Raw genomic sequence first — 19,805 nt, forward strand, 5'->3', positions numbered from 1 at the left:
AAAATGTTGAGTATATTAAGCAGTTCTTTGCGAATTACCGCCGTCACCTGGCTTTTATGTGGCCTGGTTTATCCACTTCTGGTGAACGGATTTTCGCAAATAATTTTTCCAGTGCAGGCTAATGGCAGCATCATTACTGACAATAAGGGGAATATGATTGGCTCATCTCTGATTGGGCAGAATTGGAGCGGTAACCAGTGGTTTCACGGTCGCGCATCCGCTACCACGGATACTGACCCAAATGATGCGACTAAAACGATTGCAGCACCTTACAACGCAGGTAATTCGAGCGGTTCTAACTTCGGTCCGACGAGCCAGGCGTTAAGCGATCGCCTGACCGCCGATCGTAAAGCGTTAGAGACTGTGCAACCCGAATTGCAGGGAAAAGGATTACCTGCTGATATGTTGACGGCCTCAGCCTCTGGATTGGATCCTGATATCAGCCCGGATAACGCTCTCTTGCAGGCATCAAGGGTGGCGAAAGCGCGCGCTGTTTCACTGTCGCAAGTGCAGGCACTGATTCTTACCCATATTCAGAAGCCGACTTTCGGTATCTTTGGCGAACCCAGAGTTAATGTGTTGGCGCTGAATCTCGCATTACAAAACAGTTTCTCAAATGCAGAAGGGAAAAATTGAGGTTTTGGAGGGTGTCCGTCGTCCGGTATGCGCGATGAAACGCATACCGGGCTTTTAGGATTAACGCAAAGCGGTGCAGAAATATCAGTGCAGCACGCTGCCTTCGGTCATGGCGGAGTCGGCGAGCTGGCGTCCGTAGCGACGCAGGGTATACACCGTCAGACCCAACCCAATCAACGCAAACGCCCCACCGACGTAGCCGACGTAAGACATGTTCAGATCAAGGCTGACTTGACTGCCTATCAACGCGCCGCCACCGATGGCAATGTTGATAATCCCTGACAGCAGTGACATGGCAACGTCAGTGGCGTCAGGCGCCATCGACAGCACTTTCACCTGTAGGCTCAGGCCAATCATCGTCATCGCCATACCCCAGAACAGCGACATAATAATCAGGCTGTTGGTATTAAACGACAGCGGTAACAGCAGCACCAGACTCAGGAACAACACCGCGACAGAGGCGATTAATACGCCGGAGGGGAAGCGGTGGTTGATGCGCGTAAACAGATAGCTGCCCACAATACCCGCCAGTCCAAATAGCAGCAGCAGCAGGGTGGTAAAGTTCTCACTGACGCCCGAGACCTTCTGCAGGAACGGCTCGATGTAGCTATAGGCGGTGTAATGCGCCGCAAACAGGATGACGGTTATCGCATAAATCAGCACCAGCGCCGGACGTTTGAACAACTGAGGCACGCTTTTGAGAGAGCCAGAGTTGTTGCTCGGCAGCAGAGGGAGCAGCTTGACCAGCAGAATAAGCGTCACTAGCGCGCCTGCGCCGATAATCAGGAAGGTTGCACGCCAGCCAAGCAGCTGACCAATAACCCGGCCTAACGGCAGACCCAGAACCATCGCCAGTGCCGTACCGGTGGTCAGCAGGCTGAGCGCCTGCGCCTTTTTACCTGGAGGTGCCACGCGCAGCGCCAGCGACGCGGTAATCGACCAGAAGATGGCGTGTGAGAGCGCAATACCGACACGGGAAACCATCAGAATCATAAAGTTCCAGGCAAAACCGGACAGTATATGGCTGGCGATAAACACCACGAACACGCCGATCAGCAGTTTGCGACGCTCCATCTTACCGGTCAACAGCATCAGCGGCAGAGAGAAAAGGGCGACAATCCAGGCGTAAACGGTGAGCATTATCCCGGCCTGAGCCGCGGTCATCGAGAAGCTTTGCGCAATGTCCGTCAGCAGACCGACAGGCACAAACTCAGTGGTATTAAAGATGAATGCTGCCAGAGTCAAACTCAGTACTCTGAACCAGCCCTCTGAGCGTGAAGACATTGTTGTTTGCATAAATTAAAACCAGGAAAAAATGAGTGACCAGTAATCTGAACTCAGACCAGAAGACCAAGCTCTTCGATAACTTCTTGGGAAATTACGTTGTTTCTGTTCAGGATAAATAAAGAAAGAGCGTAGCAGATAAAATTGTGATCTAACGCACAAGTTGGGCATTCTACTCTCCCACCCAAGGTTTTGTCGTTCATTTTTTGCCTAAAACCGTCAATTTTGTTGATGAAATGGCCTCATCGTGGAAAATTGTAAGTATTTGGTTTTGTTCGTTGTTTATTTGTGAATTCAGTGTGAATGGTCTGTGCGGCGAGGAGGCAGAGGCGAGGGGCGGCAAGCGGCGTCTGGACGTTGACCTTCCAGACGCAGGCAGTAGGGATCACATTTTAATGCCAGGGATATTTCTGGAACGCCGGTTGGTTCTCCATTTTGTCGGTCAGACTCTGGATATGCGGGAAGTCATAACCTTCAAACACTTGCGGGATCATCGATTGGATAAAGCTCCAGACCACCGCGCTGGTGACCCCGACCTGATCTATTTTTTCTGAACCATGCTTGCGGTTCTTGAGTGCGGTCTCCCACCCCTGACAGGCTGCTATCAGCTGTTGGGTCACGCGGTCTATCCACGGTTGGTGCTGCTTTTCTTCAGGCCGCAGATTGTGTTCATAAACATGCTGCACCGCTTTTTCACTGGCGGCCAGCGACAGTCCTAAAATATTAAGACTTTCGGCCAGCGCTTCAGCGCCCTGCGGCAGTAATTTGTGCTCAGCTGTCGCCAGAGTTTCAAAGAAACTGATTATTAGCGTCGAGTCCATCAGACGTTGACCGTTATCAAGCTCCAGGGTCGGGGCTTTCACCACCGGATTAATCTCGCGGAAGGCCTCGACATGCCTGAATACCGAGAGCGGGAAGTGTTCAAACTTGACGCCATAGAGTTCCAGTGAAATCGCCACGCGCCTGACGTAAGGTGAATCCAGCATACCGATCAGCTTCATCTTTTTTTCCTGCCCTAAAAGTTATCTTGATTGATAATATTGCTAACGCATGGCGAGCCGCCATAGCCGTTTCTTCTTGAGAATAGTGAGAGATTACAGCAAGCTGTTGGCCTGAGATATTTCCCGTTTCTAACCGAAACTGTCAGTAAAGCTAACCTGTCTCCTTTCCTGCACGCTAAAGGTCGCCCTATGTCAGATTATCCTCCTATCGCCAGCCTGCGCAGTTTTGAAGCCGTCGCGCGTCTGGGCAGTGTCACACAGGCTGCCAAAGAGCTTCACGTTACACACTCGGCCATTAGCCAGCAGATAAAAGTGCTGGAAGATTTCATTGGGGTGAAGCTGTTTCTGCGCCAGGGGCGCGGCGTACACATCAATGAGGAGGGCCGTTTATACGCGCTCCACGTGCGTAATGCCCTCGGTCAGATAGCGGATGCAACCCGCTTATTGCAGGTCAAACCGCGGCTTGCCGAGCTGACGCTCGCGGTAGTGCCTTCCTTTGGCACACATTGGCTGCTGCCTCGTCTGGAACATTTTCACCGGCAATACCCGCATATCCAGCTTCGAATATTGGCGAGTCTCACCGTCACTAATATGCAGCAGGAGTCGGTTGATATTGCTATTCGCATGGGAAAGGGCGATTGGGAGGGGCTGGAGAGCCATTTTCTGTTTGAGGACCAGCAGTGGGTGGTCAGTGCACCCAATTTTAACGGCGGGTGTTTACCGCAAACGGCACAGGACATTGCTAACAGCAGGATCATTTTTTCGATGGAGTCCTGGAAGGCGTGGTGTGTCGAAGCAGGGCTTACACGGCACATTACCCCCTCAGGGCTGTGCTTCAATGATTCGAACATGGTGCTGGAAGCGGTGCGTTTAGGGCAGGGGATTGCGCTTGAACGCCGCTCGCTGGTGGCGGGGGCCATCGCGCGAGGAGAACTGGTGCAGCTCACGGAGCATGTCGTCCCTTACCCGTGGCCCTATTGGCTGGTCACGCCCAAGGGCGGTGAGAAAAAGCCTGAAGTCGAGACGTTTATTCAGTGGATTAAGGGCGAGGCGGCCGCGTGGGGAGGAAAGCCATAAATCACCGCCTAAACGACCCCAATGATCGCACCTTCAGCCCGCCGTTATCAGGCCCTGGATAAACGATGAAACATTTAATTTCAATCGATTGACTGAGTGGAATTAGCATGTCGCCACTGGAGTTTTGGCGAGAGATAAGACTGCATTTGTTCTACGGGTTGTTCATTGATAAGACTCGTCATCATGTTGAAGCAGTGTGTCGCCAGCTCTTTGCAGTCCTGCGCGATAGTATCAATGCTTACCGTGAGTGAGTCGTAGAGATAATGATCGTCAAAGCTACATAAATGGATATCACTCTCCAGCAGTTTATGTTGGCTCATGTAGCGCAACACGCCCTCCATCAAGCCACAGGAGGCAACATAAATCGCTTTCGGCGGTCGCCCCAGACGAGCACAAAGGTTAGCAAACATTTCGTAGCCTGAACTGGGATGATAATTGCCGTACAGGACCCATTCAGGGTTTGGGGTGACGCCTGCTCGCTCAAGCCCGCGTTGATAACCCGCGAGGCGATCGCGAGTGGGGGAGATTCGCGGCTGGCCGCCAAGAAAATAGAACTCATCCTGATGCTTTCTTGCCACTCTGGCGACCAGCTCTGCGGAAGACTCTATCGCCTCACACACCACCAGTGGCAATGACGTGTCCTGAATGTGGCGGTCAAACAATACCACCGGCAATTGCTGACTGATTTTCAGATATTCCGTATCGTTAAGCATGCTGGATGCAACAATCAGCCCATCCACCTGACGCTGGATCAGGTTATTCACCACCATGGTTTCCTGACTGGTATTTTCATCGGTGCAGGCAATAAGCAACTGCATGCCGTTCTCGCGACAAAGTGTTTCCAGCTCGTTTGAGCAGGCGGCAAAACCATAGTTGGTCATTTCCGGCACAACCAGCCCCAGCGTATAGCTGCGCTTTACGTTAAGCGATCGGGCATGAATACTCGGCTGATAGTGATGTTCAGCGGCGACGGCCAGTACACGGTCACGAGTCGCATCAGAGATACGAAACTTCTTGCTGTGTCCGTTGAGTACCTGGCTGGCGGTCGATTTAGATACGCCAGCCAGTTCAGCTATTCCGCTGATAGTGATACGTTTTGTCTTTTTCACTGCGCCATATTCTGTTGTCCGGAAAGATTTTTATTCTAACACGCAATCCGCCAACGGCCAGTAGCGCAACGTAATCTGACGATCGCCACGGAAGATTAATTGTGCTGGTAAAACAGGGAAATAGCGTGACGACATGACCGCACTCCCGTCGTTAATGAAAATTTCAATGCTGGAACTGTCACACATAATGGTCAGTTTGCGTAAGGCTCCTCGCCAGACGCGTTGCTCCGATAGCCCAGTGCGGCGATTTTTACGCGTCAGGCGCAGCCATTCACCCTCCCATTGCAGGAGCAGACAGCCACCAAAATCAGCCTCGAAAGGATGTCCGGTTTCAAGTTCAATTTCAGCGTGCTTGATATCCCACATCGGCGCATCTCTGGCGATCCCCTGCCACGCCTCTTGCGGCCCTCTGAGCTGTTGCAGTTCCTGTGCCGGCCTTTGAATAATTTTACCGCTGTTAAGCTCCAGCTCTCGTGGACAGGTCAGGGTATGAATCCAGCCATTTTGCACGGTAGGTTGAAAAAGCTCATCGCCGTCCGGGACTCCCATCCAGGCAATGAGCAGCCTGCGTCCATCATCGGTGTGTGTCGTTTGCGGCGCATAAAATTCAAAGCCGAGATCTAACTCTGAGAAATCGCCATGCTGAAAATCCGCCTTGTCATAGTCAAGTTGGCCAACAAAATATCCAGACTGGAAAGTGTTCAGATAGCGATCGGACTGTGCCGCTAAGCCCTGAGGGCAACAAATCAGCACCTCGTGGTCATCCAGGGTAAATAAGTCCGGGCACTCCCACATGTAGCCGAATTCACTGAGTCCGTTAAGCCCCGTTCCGGCAATTTCTCCGAGCAGCTCCCATTGCTGTAAATCGGGCGAACGCAACAACAGAACTTTCCCTTTAAGGTTCAGATCCTGAGCGCCCAGAACCATGTACCAGTGCTCTCCCTTACGCCACACCTTAGGATCGCGGACATGGCCGGTATAGCCGTCCGGCAAACCCATTACCGGCCCCTCTTTATCAAATTGCCCTGCGGCATTTTCACGTGCCAGGCACTGAAAGGCCGTGCGACGACCCTGCGAATATTTGACGTTACCGGTATAAATCAGCGTGAGTTGCCCATTATCTGCTACCGCTGAGCCGGAATAGCAGCCGTGTGACTCAAACGCCTCGGAGGGCACAAGCGCCACAGGCTCGTGCCGCCATCTGACCAAGTCGCTTGAACTCCAATGCCCCCAGAACTTGGCGCCGTGCGCGCAAGCCAGAGGATTCCACTGATAGAACAAATGGTAACGGCCATTGTGCTGGATAAATCCGTTCGGATCGTTTAGCAGTCCTACCGTTGGGGCGAGGTGCCAGCCGGGTCGGTAAGGATCCTTGGCTGCACGGAGCTGACCCGAGATAACGCTGTGCAGTGCCTGCTTCAGCAAACTAGATTCTGTCATGATTCACTCACCGTGTTGTATTTCAGCAGCAGCGACAGCAGGAATGCGCTGCCAAAGGCGAGAGTTAACCCTATCAGATAGCTGAGGATTGAACTGGCCTGAACGATCGCTAGCCCTGGGATGCCGGTCAGACCCACCGCGGTCATATTGACATGCATGGCGACCACCCAGGCTCCACCGAGTGCACCGCCGACCAGTGCGGCGATAAACGGCTTCATGAATCGCAGATTGATGCCGAAAATCGCGGCTTCGGTAATGCCAAGCATGGCTGAAAAAGCAGAGGGCACGGCAATGGCTTTAATTTTCGCGTCGCGGGTTTTGAAATAAACCGCCAGGCAGGCACCGCCCTGGGCAACGTTGGCCATTGACCAGATTGGCAACAGGAAATTGACCCCAATATTCGGGTTGCCCAGTAATCCCGCTTCAATCGCGTGGAAGCTGTGGTGAATGCCGGTAATCACGATGACCGAATATAAACCGCCAAAGACCAGACCGGCCATCCAGCCTGTGTGTGAAATCAGTGTGCTGAGAATAAACGAGATGCCGTCCCCCAGAGCGCGACCCGCCGGGCCAATGACCAGGAAGGCGATAAAGCCAGAAATAATCACTGTCAGGAAAGGGGTAAGAATTAAATCCAGCGCGTCGGGAATCAGCTTACGAAGACGTTTCTCAATAAAGCTCATAAACCAGACCGCCAGAAGAACCGGGAATACGGTTCCCTGATAGCCAATCATGGCAATCTCGATGCCGAAAAAATTCATGGTATGGAAACCGCTGGCCACGCCCCAGGCGTTAGTGAGGGCTGGGTGCGTGAGAATGCCGCCTAAGGTGGCGCCAAGGAAAGGATTGCCGCCAAACTCGCGCGCTGCGGTGAAACCAATCAGTATCGGCAGAATGATAAAGGCTGCCGAACTGAACATATCGAGCATGATAAAAATGGCGCTCTCGGGATTGGCCCAACCGTAGGTTTTCACCATGCCGAGCAGCCCCATTAGGAGGCCCGAAGCAACAATGGCCGGAATAATCGGCACAAAGATGTTCGACAGAACGCGGGCGATACGCTGGAAAGGATTGAGTTTTTGTGCCGCGATATCAGCCGCTTCGGATTTACTCGATTCGCTGATACCCGACACTTTAATAAATTCGGCATGCACTTTATTGACCAGACCGGTACCAAAAATGATCTGGATCTGGCCTGCGTTACTAAAGCAGCCCTTGACGCCGTCAACTTTTTCAATGGCGCTTTTATTGACCAGGCTGTCATCGACCAGCACCAGACGAAGACGCGTTGCACAATGTGCCGCGCTGGCGATATTGTCCTTTCCTCCCAACAACTTAAGCAGCTCATTTGCGATTGCATTAATATTCATAGTGTCCCTTAATTTACATTTGCCGACGGCACCCGCGTACCCTGAGGGCGCCTCTGGTTGAATCAAATCCCGGCTATCAGAACCAGGTTTCCATCTGAATGCCAAAATTCCATTGCCCGCCAGCGGTAAAGCCGTCGGTACCGAATGAATCACTCCTGGAATAGCTGTCGAGCTGCTTGCTCCAGTCCATGTAGGTGGCAAAGAAGCGAATTTCAGGGCGGCTGAGCATGTTGCTGATATCACCCACCTTGAAGGTCGGCGCGAAGGTGAGTTTGTAGAAACCGCCTTTTACTTTGTTGTTATCGCTGTATCCCTGGGGATCCAAGTCCATGTACTGGTAGCTACCTTCATACGCCAGTTCGAAATTTTCGGTAATTTGTTGAATCAGGCGGGCGTTGAAGGTCACCCATGTGTAGTCATCGCCTGAGACATAGCGATTTTTACTCTGCTGGGCCAGAACCGCAGGGGCGATACTCCAGTTTTTACTCAACGGCGTAATGCCGTAAGTGGCGATACGCAGGGTGTTAGCTTCGTCGGTAAGGCGGCCATCGGAACCCAGCGCTTTGACTTCCGCACCCAGTCCGTGACCGTAGAGTAAAGCGGTCTTGGACGTGCCTTCGCGCAGGCCATAGAAGGTATCACCGTGATAGGCCAGCATGCTGTGGAAACCGACATCAGCAGCATTGCTGATCCCCTGACTTCCGGCGTTTTCGCGATCCTGATTGTTTTTAGCCCGCAGGCCGCTAAGCATCAATTGGAAAGGGCCGGCAAAGTTATTGGCGGTGACTATGTAATTCTCAATGCGGGTATCGTCGCGATAACGGTTTTCGAGACTGTCAAAGTTCCTGCCATAAAGAGAAAAGTTACTTTTCAGGTTATCGCCCCAACGAACGTCGTAAATCCCGCCGCCTGTCCCTGCGAGGAAGATAACGTCGGAATCAAGCCAGTGAATATCGAAGTTATCACGGTCAAAACGTTTACCGGCCCACAGCGTGGAGTCTTTCCAGGGACCGCTGAAGGTGGGCAAAGAGCCCAACTCGACAAACGCCTGGCGGATATTTAACTCGCTGCTTCCGCCGGTCCAGTCATTGTAGCTGCGCTGCCCGTCGGCCAGCATGACTTTGTATCGAGAGGTTGCGCCGCTGGCCAGAGTCTGGTTGTGCTCCAGATTAAGCTCAACGTAAGTATTATTTTCGTTACCAAGACGCCCGACTGCCCCCCCGGTCTGCCCGGCAGGAGTGACATAAGGACCACTTTCTGTCGAGGTGCCGGAACTGTTCATAATGACGCCAGAACGCGCATAGCCTGAGAATTTAAAACCGCTGCTGTCGTCACGGCTTTTGCTGGCTAATGTTTCGGTTCGTTTAGCCAGCTCAGCGGTATTTTGCTGAGTTAGTTCAGCATTTCTGGCGACCTCTCGGGTCTGTCGTTCATTGCTGGTGGTGCGTGTCTCAAGCGTTTTAACCTGTTGTTCTGCTGCATTAGCCCGCGCCTCGGCTTTGGCCGCGCGAGTTTCGGCAATCTGTATTCTTTTTTCCAGGGCATTAAGTCGAGCTTCTAAGGCCGTGGCAGAGGTATCGGCTCCCTGGGCGGTGCTCGAAAGAATAAGTCCTATAGCAACAGCAAGATAGCGAGGCTTCATTATCATTTTTATTACTCAGAGGGGTTTAATTATTATGTGAAACTTGTTTAGCTAAATTGCTAAACTGGTTTTTCTCAGCACAATAATCACCCACTCAGGGTTTAAGCAACGTTGTTTTGCTGTGTTATGGTGGAATTGTGATCTTGTTTGCAAATTATAGCTCGATGTGAAAAATCATTTGCTTTGAGTTAGCTAAACCGGTTCTCCTATATTTAGGTCATGTTGAATAAGACAGAATTGAAGACAGGGAATGAAGATGAAGAACCGAGTTTGGGTGTTGGGAGATGCGGTTGTGGATTTAATTCCGGAAGACGATGGCCGCTTATTGAAATGTCCAGGTGGGGCACCTGCCAATGTTGCGGTGGGTATTCGCCGTCTTGGGGGAGACAGCGCATTTATAGGCCGGGTAGGGGACGATCCTTTCGGAAAGTTTCTGCTAGAGACGCTGAATGACGAAGGCGTAAATACGGAGTTTATGCGGCTGGATCCCGATCATCGTACTTCAACCGTCGTTGTGGAGAATGATGCCGAGGGTGAACGTTCATTTACGTTTATGGTGCGTCCCGGCGCGGATTTATTTTTACGCTGCACAGATATCCCAGCTTTCCAGGCCGGGCAGTTCCTGCATTTATGCTCGATTGCACTGTCCGCCGAGCCTTCTCGCACCTCAGCGCTGCTGGCAATGGCTCAGGTGAAAGCGGCAGGTGGATACGTATGTTTCGATCCCAATATCCGCCAGGACCTGTGGTCAGACGAAAATAAGCTGCGCGAGTGCCTTGAACTGGCCTTGTCTATGGCTGATATCATAAAAGTTTCTCAAGAAGAGCTGGAATATCTGACCGGAGAGGCAGTGCTGTCCGAAGGAATATTACGTCTTTGTCAGCGGCATAATCCCGAGCTTTTGCTGGTCACGCAGGGCAAGGAGGGTGTCTCGGTATATCGCAAAAAAGAGGCGTCCCTGGAGCAATATCCGGCCCCACAAGTCAACGTCTTCGATACTACGGGGGCAGGTGATGCCTTTGTCGCGGGATTGTTGGCTGGTCTGGCAGAGGATTGGCCGGTAAGTTCCGATTTCGCCTGGCGCAAAATCGTCCGTCAGGCACTGACCTGCGGCGCGCTGGCGACCACGGCAAAGGGAGCAATGACCGCGTTACCCGACAGCGAAAGATTGGCAGAGTTTTACTCTCATCAACGCTGAATCAGCATGGGTGGAAAGGGCTTTATCTAAACACTTTCCACTGGACAGATAAAAGCAAAAAGCCCGCTTAAGTTTTCTTAAGCGGGCTTCTCTAAATTTGGCTCCTCTGACTGGACTCGAACCAGTGACATACGGATTAACAGTCCGCCGTTCTACCGACTGAACTACAGAGGAATCGTGTGAACGGGGCGAATAATAGCGACTGGCGCGGTGCATGTCAAAGGACAACTGCAAATTTGTGCACGACTGCTGTTACTTTGCTCAAGTTGTTGAAGGTTGAGCCAAAAAGTAGCGCGAGTGAGGCAAAAAAAGGCGTTACTCGCGCACACTCGGGCAAAACCCTTCCTCTTTCAGACAAGTCAGGGTATGTCTTTGCGTTCAGGTGACTTAACGTAATGCCGCGCAGGCGCGAACTATCCTTTCACACGCCTCGTCCAGACGCAGGTCGTCTATCGCATAGGCGATGCGCAGATAGGGCGATGCACCAAAGGCGGAACCCTGTAGCGTGGCAACGTGGGCGGCGTCGAGCAGGTATTCTACAAAATCGACGTCGCTGGCAAGCGTAGTGCCTTTCGGTGTTGTTTTGCCCAGCATGCCCGAACAGTTGGCGAAGACGTAGAAAGCACCTGGGGGCAATTCGGCGCTCAGGCCATCAATCTGATTGATGCAGGCCATGATTCTCTGTCGACGTTTATCCAGCGCTTCTCGCCAGTCGGCCAGGAATCCGTTGTCCTGTTCGAGAGCCACCACGGTCGCTGCCTGGGATATTGAACTCGGGTTTGAGGTGCTTTGCGATTGCAGGATTTGCATCGCAGAGATAAGCCACGCCGGGCCGCCAGCATAGCCGATGCGCCAGCCGGTCATCGAGTAGCCTTTAGACACGCCGTTGACGGTCAGGATACGCGAGGCGAGTCGGGGTTCAACCTGCGCCAGCGTAGCGAATTCGGCGGGCTGATGGCATAGGTGTTCATAGATATCATCGGCCATAACCAGCACGTGTGGGGCATCCAGCAACACTTCAGCCAATGCCCGCAGTTCCCCGGTGCTGTAGACTGCCCCGGTCGGATTATTCGGCGAGTTCAGAATTAACCAACGTGTCTCAGGCGTTATTGCCGCTTTAAGTTCATCTGCCTGTAACTTCCAGCCATTATCCTCCGTGCAGGCTATTATACGAGGCTCGCCGTCTGCCAGCGCGACCATGTCAGGATAGGACACCCAATAAGGGGCAGGGATGAGTACCTCTTGGCCCGCTGAGACGGTCGCCAACAGCGCGTTGAAGATAAGCTGTTTTGCGCCGCTTCCGGCAATCACTTCGTTAGGCTGGTAGGTCAGTTGGTTTTCTCGGGAGAATTTATTGATAATAGCTTTTTTTAGTGCCGCAGTGCCCGCTACGGCGGTGTATTTTGTATCACCTTGTACAATCGCATCGATGCCTGCCTGCTTGATGTGATCCGGTGTGTCGAAGTCTAACTCTCCTTCACCAAGATTGATGACATCGACGCCGGACTCAGACAGTGCGCGAACTCGGTCCGAAATAACCGCCGTCGGTGATGGACGAACACGTCGTAGCCTTGGCGCAGTAAATTCAGCTGACATCTGTTACCCTTTTGTAAGATTAATGCAGTATTGTATTATCTGAATCATATAAACCAATTTTAAATTATCATGGGCCTTCAGATATTGCTCATGATTTATTCACCCTTTTCTGAGACTTTACTCAGACTCATGGCATGAAATTTGCAGCTAATGACCCAGATTGTTGGGTGATTTTGTAAACCGGTTGCATTCATTTTCTTGTCCATTTTATTTTTCCATCAGGTTAAGTAGGAATTATGTCTCTAACATTTGTTGCACATAACACTTTGGAACCCGCGATATACGGCGCGATGGCCGGCGTACTCGCGTCCCAGCGCGGGGTTGAGCTAGCTCACCTGAACGTAGAATGGGACACGCAACGCTACGCCGATGCCTGCCAGCACGTTACCGCCGCAGGAGATTTAGTGACCAGCGGCCTCCTGTGGTACGAGCGCCTCAGCGGTAAATCGGCAGGCAGAGTCTGGCAGCTTGATGACCTCCTCAGCCTGCACGGCGCGAAAGACTGGATTATCCCGCTCGGCCCCTCGCAGCTTTCTTCGTTTACGCGGCTGGCGCGGGAAGTCAGAAACTACTCGGTGGACTATCAACTGGTTGAGGTCGAACACAGCAGACAGGGTTATCAGTTCCATCGACTAGACAGTCTCGACGGCGCGCCAAACACCTGGTGGCGCGACAGCTTCGGCCGCTTCACCCAGCGTCACCACACCCAGCAGTCTTCTTCTTCACGCCGACTGCGCATTGCATTAATTGGCACCTATCAGGATCAGTTTGAAAGCTATCCCGCCACGCTGGCCTCGCTGGGCGACGCCGCCGAAGCGCAAGGCACCTTGACTGAAATCGTCTTTATCCCTCCTCGTTCGTCCGAACACGTGTTGCAAAGTACGCTCAAAGATATTGACGGCGTTATCCTGCCTGGCGGCTCAGATATGCAAAATGTTGCCGGCCAAATCCGCGTTGCCCACTACTGCCTCAAGCACGGGATCCCCACCTTGGGCCTGTGTCTGGGGATGCAGACGATGGCGACCGCGGTTATTCAGCAGATGTCCGGTGATACGCAGGCTAATCTGGCCGAGGCCGATCCTCAGGCGGCAGTCAAGACCTTCATCCCTCTCGGTGAAACGGCAGGGCGTTCGTTGCACCGTTTAGGTGATAACGTGATGAAGATGCGCAGCGGCTCGCAGATGGCCTCGATCCTCGGTGAACGGTCTACGATTCGTTATAACCATCGTTTCCAGCTCAATCCGCAATTTAAAGACAGTCTGGAAAACTACGGGTTGGCTATCTCCGCAACCTGTCTCGACGGTGCCATTGCTGACGGTATCGAGTACGCTTCGCACCCGTTTTACGTAGCGGTGCAGGGGCATCCCGAGCTAACCTCAACGTCTGAAAACCCGCATCCTTTAATGCGTGCTTTCCTGCAGGCCGCGGCTGACGCTTAAGCCATAAAAACGGCCTCTCATCGCTGAGGGGCCGTATCAGGTCAGTTAATCCAAACCTGATTACTTCAGGGTCACGCCAGAGCGTGGGTCTTGCGCCAGGCGCAGCAGCTCAGCCTTCACTTCTTCTATTACGCCTCCTTCAAGGTCAATCAGCGGTGAGCGGACGTGATGACCGTCAAAACCGCGCAGGTTCATGGCGGCCTTAACCAGCTGCGGCTGCCCGTGGCGACGCGCCAGTACACGATACGGATACCACAGCTGATGCAGTTCACGCGCGGTAGCGGCGTCGCCTTTTTCCAGCGCCCGATAGGTGGCTAAAATCACCTCGGGCAGCGCGCCGCTGTTGGTGGTGCTGATGCCGTCAAAACCGCACATCATCGGTCCCAGGAACGCCAGGTCAGAGGCACAGAACAGACGCAGGCGACCGCCGAGACGGTTGGCAATCTGGTCAATCGCCGTTGGGTTCAGGTCGCCCTGTTTGATACCGACCACGCCCTCAATATCCGCCAGTTCCTCCAGCACTGCCGGTGGCAGCGTAATGCCGATGCCGGGTGCGTTATAGACCAAAATACCGGTTCGCGAGAGCGGGGCCATCTGCTTGAAGAAGCTGACGATTTGCGAATGGGTCACCTCGGAAACAAACGGGGGAGTGACCATCGGCAGACCGCCCAGTTCGCCCGCCAGCCGGGTGAGTTCGCTCACCGCGCGTGCGTCAGAACCGGCGCTGCACAGCATCACCGGCACGCGATCGCCGACCACGTCCATCACCTTGCGAAACAGTACCGCGCGTTCCTCTGTGGTCATGGTCGGGAATTCGCCGTAGGTGCCGCCTATCAAAATACCGTCGTAGCCCAGTGCAATAACGCGTTCAACGTTGCGCGCCAGACCGGCAAAGTCGAACTCGCCGCGGGCGGTGAACGGCGTTACTGTGATGTTGAAAATACCGCGTAACCGCGCCTGACTTTCATAGATATCTTTCATCAATCTTTTCCTTGCTGAATCTTTGCGTAATTAGAGTAAAAAGAGCGGGCGTTCGACTGAGCCTAAAACGCGATAACCGGTTTCCGTCACCACGATGGTTTCGCTGACGCCGACGGTGAACTCACCATAAATGCGCAGGGCAGGCGGGATGTGGAAAGTCATGCCCGGTTGGAGTTCGGTGGTAATGCCGCTGTAAAGGCTGAGGATCGCGCCTTCGCCCCAGTCGGGTGCGAAGGAAACACCAATCGAATAACCGGTGCGCTTCTTGAAATTGTCGGTATAGCCCGCACGGTCAATCACCCTCTGGCAGGCGAGGTGAGGTGCTTCACAGGTTGCCCCTGGGCGGATAGCATCAAGCGCAGCCTGCAACGCTTCCTGACAGGTTTTTTCCATTTCGGTTGCGATGGCAGGGGGTTTTCCCAGCCAGGCAGAGCGCATCAGCGCCGCGTGATAGCGGTCGTGTGTCGCGGCCATCTCAAGGAAGACTGGGTCTCCATCGAGGATGCGACGGCGACGCCAGGTGCCGTGTGGCACACCGGTGCGTGGACCGGTAGAGACCAACGGTTCCATGCCCATATATTCAGACCCGGCGGCAATCGCCGCGCCCATCATGGCGGAAACCAGATCGTTCTCGGTGGCCCCGGCCGCAATGGCGTTGCGGCCTGCCAGCATGCCTGCGTCGACGTAACGTGCCGCATGGGCCATTTTTTCCAGCTCGCTTGCCGACTTCACGGCGCGGAGCTGCTCTATTACCCCTGCGCCATCGTGAAGAGTGCCGAGCTCGGCCTGTAGCGCCTCGTAAACGGCAATCGGCAGGAACCAGCCGCGCTTGTCGATACCGATGCGTTTGCTGCTCCAGCCGCGGGTTTTCAACACCTCGAGCAGGAAGCTCACGGGATTATCGCCATCGGTGTAGATAGCGGCGTCGCGAATAAAGGTATTGGAGATGAAGTTAAAGTATTCGAGCTGGCGGATAACGAATACCGGATCACCTTCGACCGGCAATACCAGCGTCTGGAAGGTGTAATACCCCGGTGTTTGCTGGCCGGTCAGGTAGAAAATATTCTCCGGTCCGGTGATAACCATCAGATCCAGACCCGCCTGCGTCAGCAACTGGCGTGCACGCTCAATACGCTGTTTATATTCTGCTTCACTAAAGGCTGACTCTGCCCCAGGCACTACGCGGCCAAGATCTGGCAAGGAAGATTTATTCATCATGTGCTCTCACTCTCAGATTTAAATCATTTTTTTAAGACGAAAAGGTTTGAATTAATTCAGCATGAGCCGGATTAAACTCCACGCCCAGGCCGGAGCTGCCTCGGCTGCTGACTAATCCCTGGTGATAGGTCAAGCCAGAGACCGGGTCGTTGCCAAGTCCGTCTGCACCGTAAAGTTCGGCATGCGCCGGTTGGCAGGCGTGGGCCACGTGCAGCGCTGCCGCAGTGGCCGCCGCGCCTTCATTCATTTGGCCAATCATAAAGGGGATGCCCGCTGCGTTAAGGCGACGCGCTGCCCGCACCGCAGGCGCGATACCGCCCATTTTTACCAGTTTGATGTGTGCCCAGACTTTGCCCTCAAGCGCCAAAATACGCGCCAGATCGGCCTCTGAACTCATGCTTTCGTCGAGCATCAGCGGAACAGGACTGGCCTCGGCAAGCTGAGGGTAGTAATGCGCGTTTTCATCGGATATCGGCTGCTCGAGATAGCTGAGCTCAAACTTTTGCAGCGCCAGCAGATTGCTGCGCGCCTGCTCAGGCTGCCACTGCCCGTTGGCGTCGGCTGAAAGATGGACCTCATTGCCAAAACGCCGGCGCAGAGCGCTCAGCCTGTCGAGGTCCTCAACCCATGAGCCAATGCCAACGCGTAGTTTGAGATGGCTAAAGCCGCGTTCCATATAGGCCGTCGCCTGGCTCAGCATGCGCTCCTGCGACGACCAGAACAGCGTCTGATTCGTGGCGTAGCAGACCGGTTGTGGGAAGTCGGAGCCTATCAGCTGTGCGACGGTCACCCCCTGCTGGCGAGCTATCAGGTCATGCAGCGCCATGTCGAACAGCATGCGGCTCGGTGCCAGACAGTCTGCCAACTGCGTCTCGAGGGTGAGCAGGAGGTCGCTCGCCGACTGCTGTAGGTCGAGAGAGCGTAGGGTGCGGATAACGTCACTCAGCACCACTTCGGCGCTGTAGCCGTTGAGGTAGGCAATGTTAATACGCACCTCGCCCAGCCCGCTGACGGACTTCTCTTCGAGCAGCAGATACAGTTCATCCAGACCGGCAACGCTGCCGGAGGCGGCGGTAAACAGCTGCAAATGTGGATAGCGCAGGTCAGCGCGATAAAGCGTGGCTTTCACCGGATTATCCTCGCGGCATCATTTTCAGCGCCACGTCGCGATAGATATCGCTGGCGGCAATAAATTCGTCGACCGGCACGAACTCGTCCGGCTTGTGCGCCACTGACAGCGAACCAGGACCGATAACGATGCCCTTAGTGCCGAGGCCGCGGAAATGCACCAGGTCGCAGCCGCCCTGAAAGCCGAAGGGCCCCGGCTCGTCGAGACCCTGTGCGCGACAGGCGTCAAGACCGGCCTGAACGATAGCTTCATCGACGGCGGTCTCGGTCGCGCCACCGGTAGTGGGTTTGAAGGTGACAATCTCGCTGCGCACGCCAAATTTATCCTGAGCCAGCGCCAACAGGTCGCGCAGCTCCTGTTTGACCTGTTCTTCGTCTTCGCCGGGCACCATGCGGCGGTCGAGCAGCAGTTCGCAGCTGTCGGGCAGCACGTTATCAGCGTGGCCGCCGGAGATTCGGGTCACCGTCAGGCTGGCGGAACCGACCAGCGGATGACAGCGGCAGCGCACGCTGTGCTCGTGCTGCTGTTCAACCAGACCCAACAGCTGAGCGGCGCGGAAAATAGCGTTTTCGCCTAGCTCCGGCGTCCCTGAATGCGCCGTGACGCCGTGTACGCGAACCAGCGGTCGCAGGCTGCCTTTATGCGCCGAATACGTGGTATTTGAGGTCGGTTCGCCTATCACCGCGAAATCGATTTTTGCCGGTGCCTCGCGAACGTAAAATTTTGCGCCTTCGCTGGCAACCTCTTCGTCGGCCACGAAAATGCCCATCAGCGTGCCCGACCAGCTCTGCGGACGGCTGGCCAACATGCGCATCGCCTCAACCATTGCGATCAGTGGCCCTTTGGCGTCGCACGCGCCTCGGCCAAACAGTTTGCCGTCGCGCTCGGTGAGGGTGAAAGGATCCTGACTCCAGCCGGTTCCGGCCGGAACGACGTCGATATGCGTATTAAAGGCGAAGCACGGCCCTGCGCCGTTCTCCAGTCTGGCGATAACGTTGGTGCGGCCCGGCGCATACTCGCTGAGGCTAAGGTCAAATCCCGCCTCCTGTAGCCAGACGCTGATAAGCTCGGCGGCTTCCCGTTCTCGGCCCGGTGGGTTTTCGGTATTGATTGCCACGAGCGCGGCGAGGTCTCGTTTCATTCTGCTGATATCTGGCGATGATGGATTCATCGGTTTCTCCAATTAGAAGGCCCTGGTGAGGCGCAGAAAAAGTAACTCAGTGCAAAATCTGGTCGAGGAAACGTTGCGCTCTCTGGCTCACTGATCCCCCGAAGAATTCATCGCGGGTCGCGTGTTCGATAATTTCGCCATTTTCCATAAACACGATGTGATTGGCCGCACGGCGCGCAAAGCCCATTTCGTGGGTGACGACGATGCTGGTCATTCCCTCGGCGCTAAGGTCAGCCATAACGTCAACCACCTCGCGGATCATCTCGGGGTCAAGCGCCGAGGTGGGTTCGTCAAACAGCATCAGTTTGGGCTTCATCGCCAGCGCACGGGCAATCGCTACGCGCTGCTGCTGGCCGCCGGAAAGCTCATCGGGGAAGCTGTCGGCCTTATCAGGGATCCGCACCTTGCTAAGCAGTTCCAGCGCCTGAGCCTCGGCTTCGGCGCGGTTGATGCCCAGCACGGTCATCGGTGCGAGCATGATGTTTTCAGCCGCCGTGAGGTGCGAGAACAGCTCGTAGTTCTGAAACACCATGCCGATATCCTGACGCAGACGGTGAGGCTCGACGTTGGACTGTGTGATATCCGACTGGCGAAAAAAGATGCTGCCGCCCTCAATCGATTCGAGCAGGTTGACGCAGCGCAGCAGGGTAGACTTGCCGGACCCCGAGGGGCCAATCAGCACCACGGTTTCCCCCTGTTTCACGCTTAGCGTGCAGTTTTTCAGCACGTGCTGGTTGCCGAAGTGTTTATCGACACCAATGATTTCCAGCAGAGGTTTATCAGTTTTCATCCGCTTTCCCTTATTGAGGTGAGCTGCTGCGCAGCAGGCGTTCGGTCAGTGACAACGCGGGTTTTTTGCGTTTTTTCGGATCCAGCGCGCGTTCCAGCCAGGCCTGCCCAATCATGAAAACAGTGGTCAGCGCCAGATAGTAGATGCCGGCGGCGCAGAGTGCTTCGAAGTAGCGGAAGCTGGCGCTGGCGGTCTGATTGGCAATCAACAGCAATTCCTGAACCGCGATAACCGACACCAGTGCGCTGGATTTCAGCATGCTGATCATCTGGTTACCCATCGGCGGCAGCACAATGCGCGCCGCCTGTGGCAGAACGATTTTGCGCATGATCTGACCCTGAGTCATGCCCAGCGCCATACCGGCGGTGCGCTGTCCGCTGCGAACGGCCTGAAGCCCGGAGCGCAGGATCTCGGCCATGTAAGCCCCTTCGTTAAGCGAAAGCGCCATTACTGCACAGGTAAAGGCCGAGAAACGCAGGCCAAAACTCGGCAGCACGTTGTAGACGAAGATGATTTGGAACAGCACCGGCGTGCCGCGAAACAGCCATAAATAGAAGAAGGCCAGAACAGGGCCTGCCCGAAAGCGGGACTCTTGTAACAGGGCCAGAACCAATCCCATGACGACGCCAAAAAACAGCGAACATACGGTAATCAGCAAGGTCATGACTGCGCCCTGGAAGAACGCCGGTGACAACAGGTATTGCCAGACCAGATCAAGCGACAT

General features: G+C 54.4%; 17 protein-coding genes and 1 tRNA gene. 4 read left to right on the forward strand and 14 right to left on the reverse strand.

The genetic code is table 11. The features are described from left to right. Positions 1–3 precede the first annotated feature (3 nt). Positions 4–636 (forward strand): potassium-transporting ATPase subunit KdpC, encoded by a 633-nt coding sequence (gene kdpC, locus O1V65_RS04140; protein ID WP_017490171.1) that lies wholly within the window; start codon positions 4–6, stop codon positions 634–636. A gap of 84 nt (positions 637–720) precedes the next feature. Here kdpC and O1V65_RS04145 read toward each other — a convergent pair whose 3' ends face one another. Beyond that, entirely contained in the window at positions 721–1,932 is a 1,212-nt protein-coding gene (locus O1V65_RS04145; RefSeq protein WP_376783531.1) for a sugar transporter, read from the reverse strand. 380 nt (positions 1,933–2,312) lie between these two features. After that, positions 2,313–2,921, reverse strand: a complete 609-nt coding sequence (locus O1V65_RS04150) for a glutathione S-transferase family protein (RefSeq protein WP_227990168.1) — start codon at positions 2,919–2,921, stop codon at positions 2,313–2,315. A gap of 189 nt (positions 2,922–3,110) precedes the next feature. Between O1V65_RS04150 and gcvA the strand changes: the two genes are divergently transcribed. Next, the gene (gene gcvA, locus O1V65_RS04155) at positions 3,111–3,998 is read left to right on the forward strand and encodes a transcriptional regulator GcvA (protein ID WP_084912482.1); all 888 of its coding nucleotides are present in this window, start codon (positions 3,111–3,113) and stop codon (positions 3,996–3,998) included. Positions 3,999–4,078: 80 nt separating this feature from the next. Here the strand turns inward: gcvA and O1V65_RS04160 are convergent, their stop codons facing one another. The 4 genes from O1V65_RS04160 to O1V65_RS04175 form a co-directional block, all read right to left on the reverse strand. After that, complete coding sequence (locus O1V65_RS04160) at positions 4,079–5,107, reverse strand: LacI family DNA-binding transcriptional regulator (RefSeq protein WP_165429446.1); 1,029 nt, start codon at positions 5,105–5,107, stop codon at positions 4,079–4,081. A 30-nt stretch (positions 5,108–5,137) separates the two neighbouring features. Further along, on the reverse strand, positions 5,138–6,547 hold the full coding sequence (locus tag O1V65_RS04165) for a sucrose-6-phosphate hydrolase (RefSeq protein WP_269130207.1): 1,410 nt from the start codon (positions 6,545–6,547) through the stop codon (positions 5,138–5,140). After that, positions 6,544–7,917, reverse strand: coding sequence for a sucrose-specific PTS transporter subunit IIBC (locus tag O1V65_RS04170; protein ID WP_017494203.1), 1,374 nt, complete (start codon positions 7,915–7,917; stop codon positions 6,544–6,546). Before O1V65_RS04170 ends, O1V65_RS04165 begins: the two co-directional genes overlap by 4 nt. Positions 7,918–7,993: 76 nt before the next feature. Then, positions 7,994–9,565 (reverse strand): carbohydrate porin, encoded by a 1,572-nt coding sequence (locus O1V65_RS04175; protein ID WP_269130208.1) that lies wholly within the window; start codon positions 9,563–9,565, stop codon positions 7,994–7,996. A gap of 250 nt (positions 9,566–9,815) precedes the next feature. On the opposite strand from O1V65_RS04175, the gene O1V65_RS04180 reads away from it, so the two are divergent. Beyond that, the gene (locus tag O1V65_RS04180) at positions 9,816–10,757 is read left to right on the forward strand and encodes an aminoimidazole riboside kinase (RefSeq protein ID WP_017494205.1); all 942 of its coding nucleotides are present in this window, start codon (positions 9,816–9,818) and stop codon (positions 10,755–10,757) included. Positions 10,758–10,855: 98 nt separating this feature from the next. Here the strand turns inward: O1V65_RS04180 and O1V65_RS04185 are convergent. Beyond that, positions 10,856–10,931, reverse strand: a tRNA-Asn gene (locus tag O1V65_RS04185). A gap of 213 nt (positions 10,932–11,144) precedes the next feature. Next, entirely contained in the window at positions 11,145–12,353 is a 1,209-nt protein-coding gene (locus tag O1V65_RS04190; RefSeq protein WP_017491826.1) for an aminotransferase class I/II-fold pyridoxal phosphate-dependent enzyme, read from the reverse strand. Positions 12,354–12,589: 236 nt separating this feature from the next. On the opposite strand from O1V65_RS04190, the gene O1V65_RS04195 reads away from it, so the two are divergent. Beyond that, positions 12,590–13,792 (forward strand): glutamine amidotransferase-related protein, encoded by a 1,203-nt coding sequence (locus O1V65_RS04195; protein ID WP_269130209.1) that lies wholly within the window; start codon positions 12,590–12,592, stop codon positions 13,790–13,792. A 60-nt stretch (positions 13,793–13,852) separates the two neighbouring features. Here the strand turns inward: O1V65_RS04195 and O1V65_RS04200 are convergent, their stop codons facing one another. Genes O1V65_RS04200 through O1V65_RS04225 form a run of 6 tightly spaced genes read right to left on the reverse strand, consistent with a single transcriptional unit; the run spans position 13,853 to position 19,805 of the window. After that, complete coding sequence (locus O1V65_RS04200) at positions 13,853–14,773, reverse strand: dihydrodipicolinate synthase family protein (protein WP_017491829.1); 921 nt, start codon at positions 14,771–14,773, stop codon at positions 13,853–13,855. 30 nt (positions 14,774–14,803) lie between these two features. Continuing rightward, positions 14,804–15,988 (reverse strand): M24 family metallopeptidase, encoded by a 1,185-nt coding sequence (locus O1V65_RS04205; protein WP_038328010.1) that lies wholly within the window; start codon positions 15,986–15,988, stop codon positions 14,804–14,806. Between the two features lie 34 nt (positions 15,989–16,022). Further along, the gene (locus tag O1V65_RS04210) at positions 16,023–17,120 is read right to left on the reverse strand and encodes a mandelate racemase/muconate lactonizing enzyme family protein (RefSeq protein WP_017491831.1); all 1,098 of its coding nucleotides are present in this window, start codon (positions 17,118–17,120) and stop codon (positions 16,023–16,025) included. A 4-nt stretch (positions 17,121–17,124) separates the two neighbouring features. Next, positions 17,125–18,291, reverse strand: coding sequence for a M20 family metallopeptidase (locus tag O1V65_RS04215; RefSeq protein ID WP_192503871.1), 1,167 nt, complete (start codon positions 18,289–18,291; stop codon positions 17,125–17,127). A gap of 46 nt (positions 18,292–18,337) precedes the next feature. After that, positions 18,338–19,081, reverse strand: a complete 744-nt coding sequence (locus O1V65_RS04220) for an amino acid ABC transporter ATP-binding protein (RefSeq protein WP_017491833.1) — start codon at positions 19,079–19,081, stop codon at positions 18,338–18,340. A gap of 10 nt (positions 19,082–19,091) precedes the next feature. Next, positions 19,092–19,805 carry an amino acid ABC transporter permease gene (locus tag O1V65_RS04225; RefSeq protein ID WP_017491834.1) on the reverse strand — a complete coding sequence of 238 codons (714 nt, stop codon included), beginning with the start codon at positions 19,803–19,805 and terminating at the stop codon, positions 19,092–19,094.

The sequence above is a fragment of the Rouxiella badensis genome (genome assembly GCF_026967515.2).
Lineage (GTDB): Bacteria > Pseudomonadota > Gammaproteobacteria > Enterobacterales > Enterobacteriaceae > Rouxiella > Rouxiella badensis.

Coding starts and splice junctions, on each gene's coding strand:
- kdpC (WP_017490171.1), top strand. CDS start 4: ATGTTGAGTATATTAAGCAGTTCTTTGCGAATTACCGCCGTCACCTGG.
- O1V65_RS04145 (WP_376783531.1), bottom strand. CDS start 1,932: ATGCAAACAACAATGTCTTCACGCTCAGAGGGCTGGTTCAGAGTACTG.
- O1V65_RS04150 (WP_227990168.1), bottom strand. CDS start 2,921: ATGAAGCTGATCGGTATGCTGGATTCACCTTACGTCAGGCGCGTGGCG.
- gcvA (WP_084912482.1), top strand. CDS start 3,111: ATGTCAGATTATCCTCCTATCGCCAGCCTGCGCAGTTTTGAAGCCGTC.
- O1V65_RS04165 (WP_269130207.1), bottom strand. CDS start 6,547: ATGACAGAATCTAGTTTGCTGAAGCAGGCACTGCACAGCGTTATCTCG.
- O1V65_RS04170 (WP_017494203.1), bottom strand. CDS start 7,917: ATGAATATTAATGCAATCGCAAATGAGCTGCTTAAGTTGTTGGGAGGA.
- O1V65_RS04175 (WP_269130208.1), bottom strand. CDS start 9,565: ATGATAATGAAGCCTCGCTATCTTGCTGTTGCTATAGGACTTATTCTT.
- O1V65_RS04180 (WP_017494205.1), top strand. CDS start 9,816: ATGAAGAACCGAGTTTGGGTGTTGGGAGATGCGGTTGTGGATTTAATT.
- O1V65_RS04190 (WP_017491826.1), bottom strand. CDS start 12,353: ATGTCAGCTGAATTTACTGCGCCAAGGCTACGACGTGTTCGTCCATCA.
- O1V65_RS04195 (WP_269130209.1), top strand. CDS start 12,590: ATGTCTCTAACATTTGTTGCACATAACACTTTGGAACCCGCGATATAC.
- O1V65_RS04200 (WP_017491829.1), bottom strand. CDS start 14,773: ATGAAAGATATCTATGAAAGTCAGGCGCGGTTACGCGGTATTTTCAAC.
- O1V65_RS04205 (WP_038328010.1), bottom strand. CDS start 15,988: ATGAATAAATCTTCCTTGCCAGATCTTGGCCGCGTAGTGCCTGGGGCA.
- O1V65_RS04215 (WP_192503871.1), bottom strand. CDS start 18,291: ATGAATCCATCATCGCCAGATATCAGCAGAATGAAACGAGACCTCGCC.
- O1V65_RS04220 (WP_017491833.1), bottom strand. CDS start 19,081: ATGAAAACTGATAAACCTCTGCTGGAAATCATTGGTGTCGATAAACAC.
- O1V65_RS04225 (WP_017491834.1), bottom strand. CDS start 19,805: ATGTCGCTTGATCTGGTCTGGCAATACCTGTTGTCACCGGCGTTCTTC.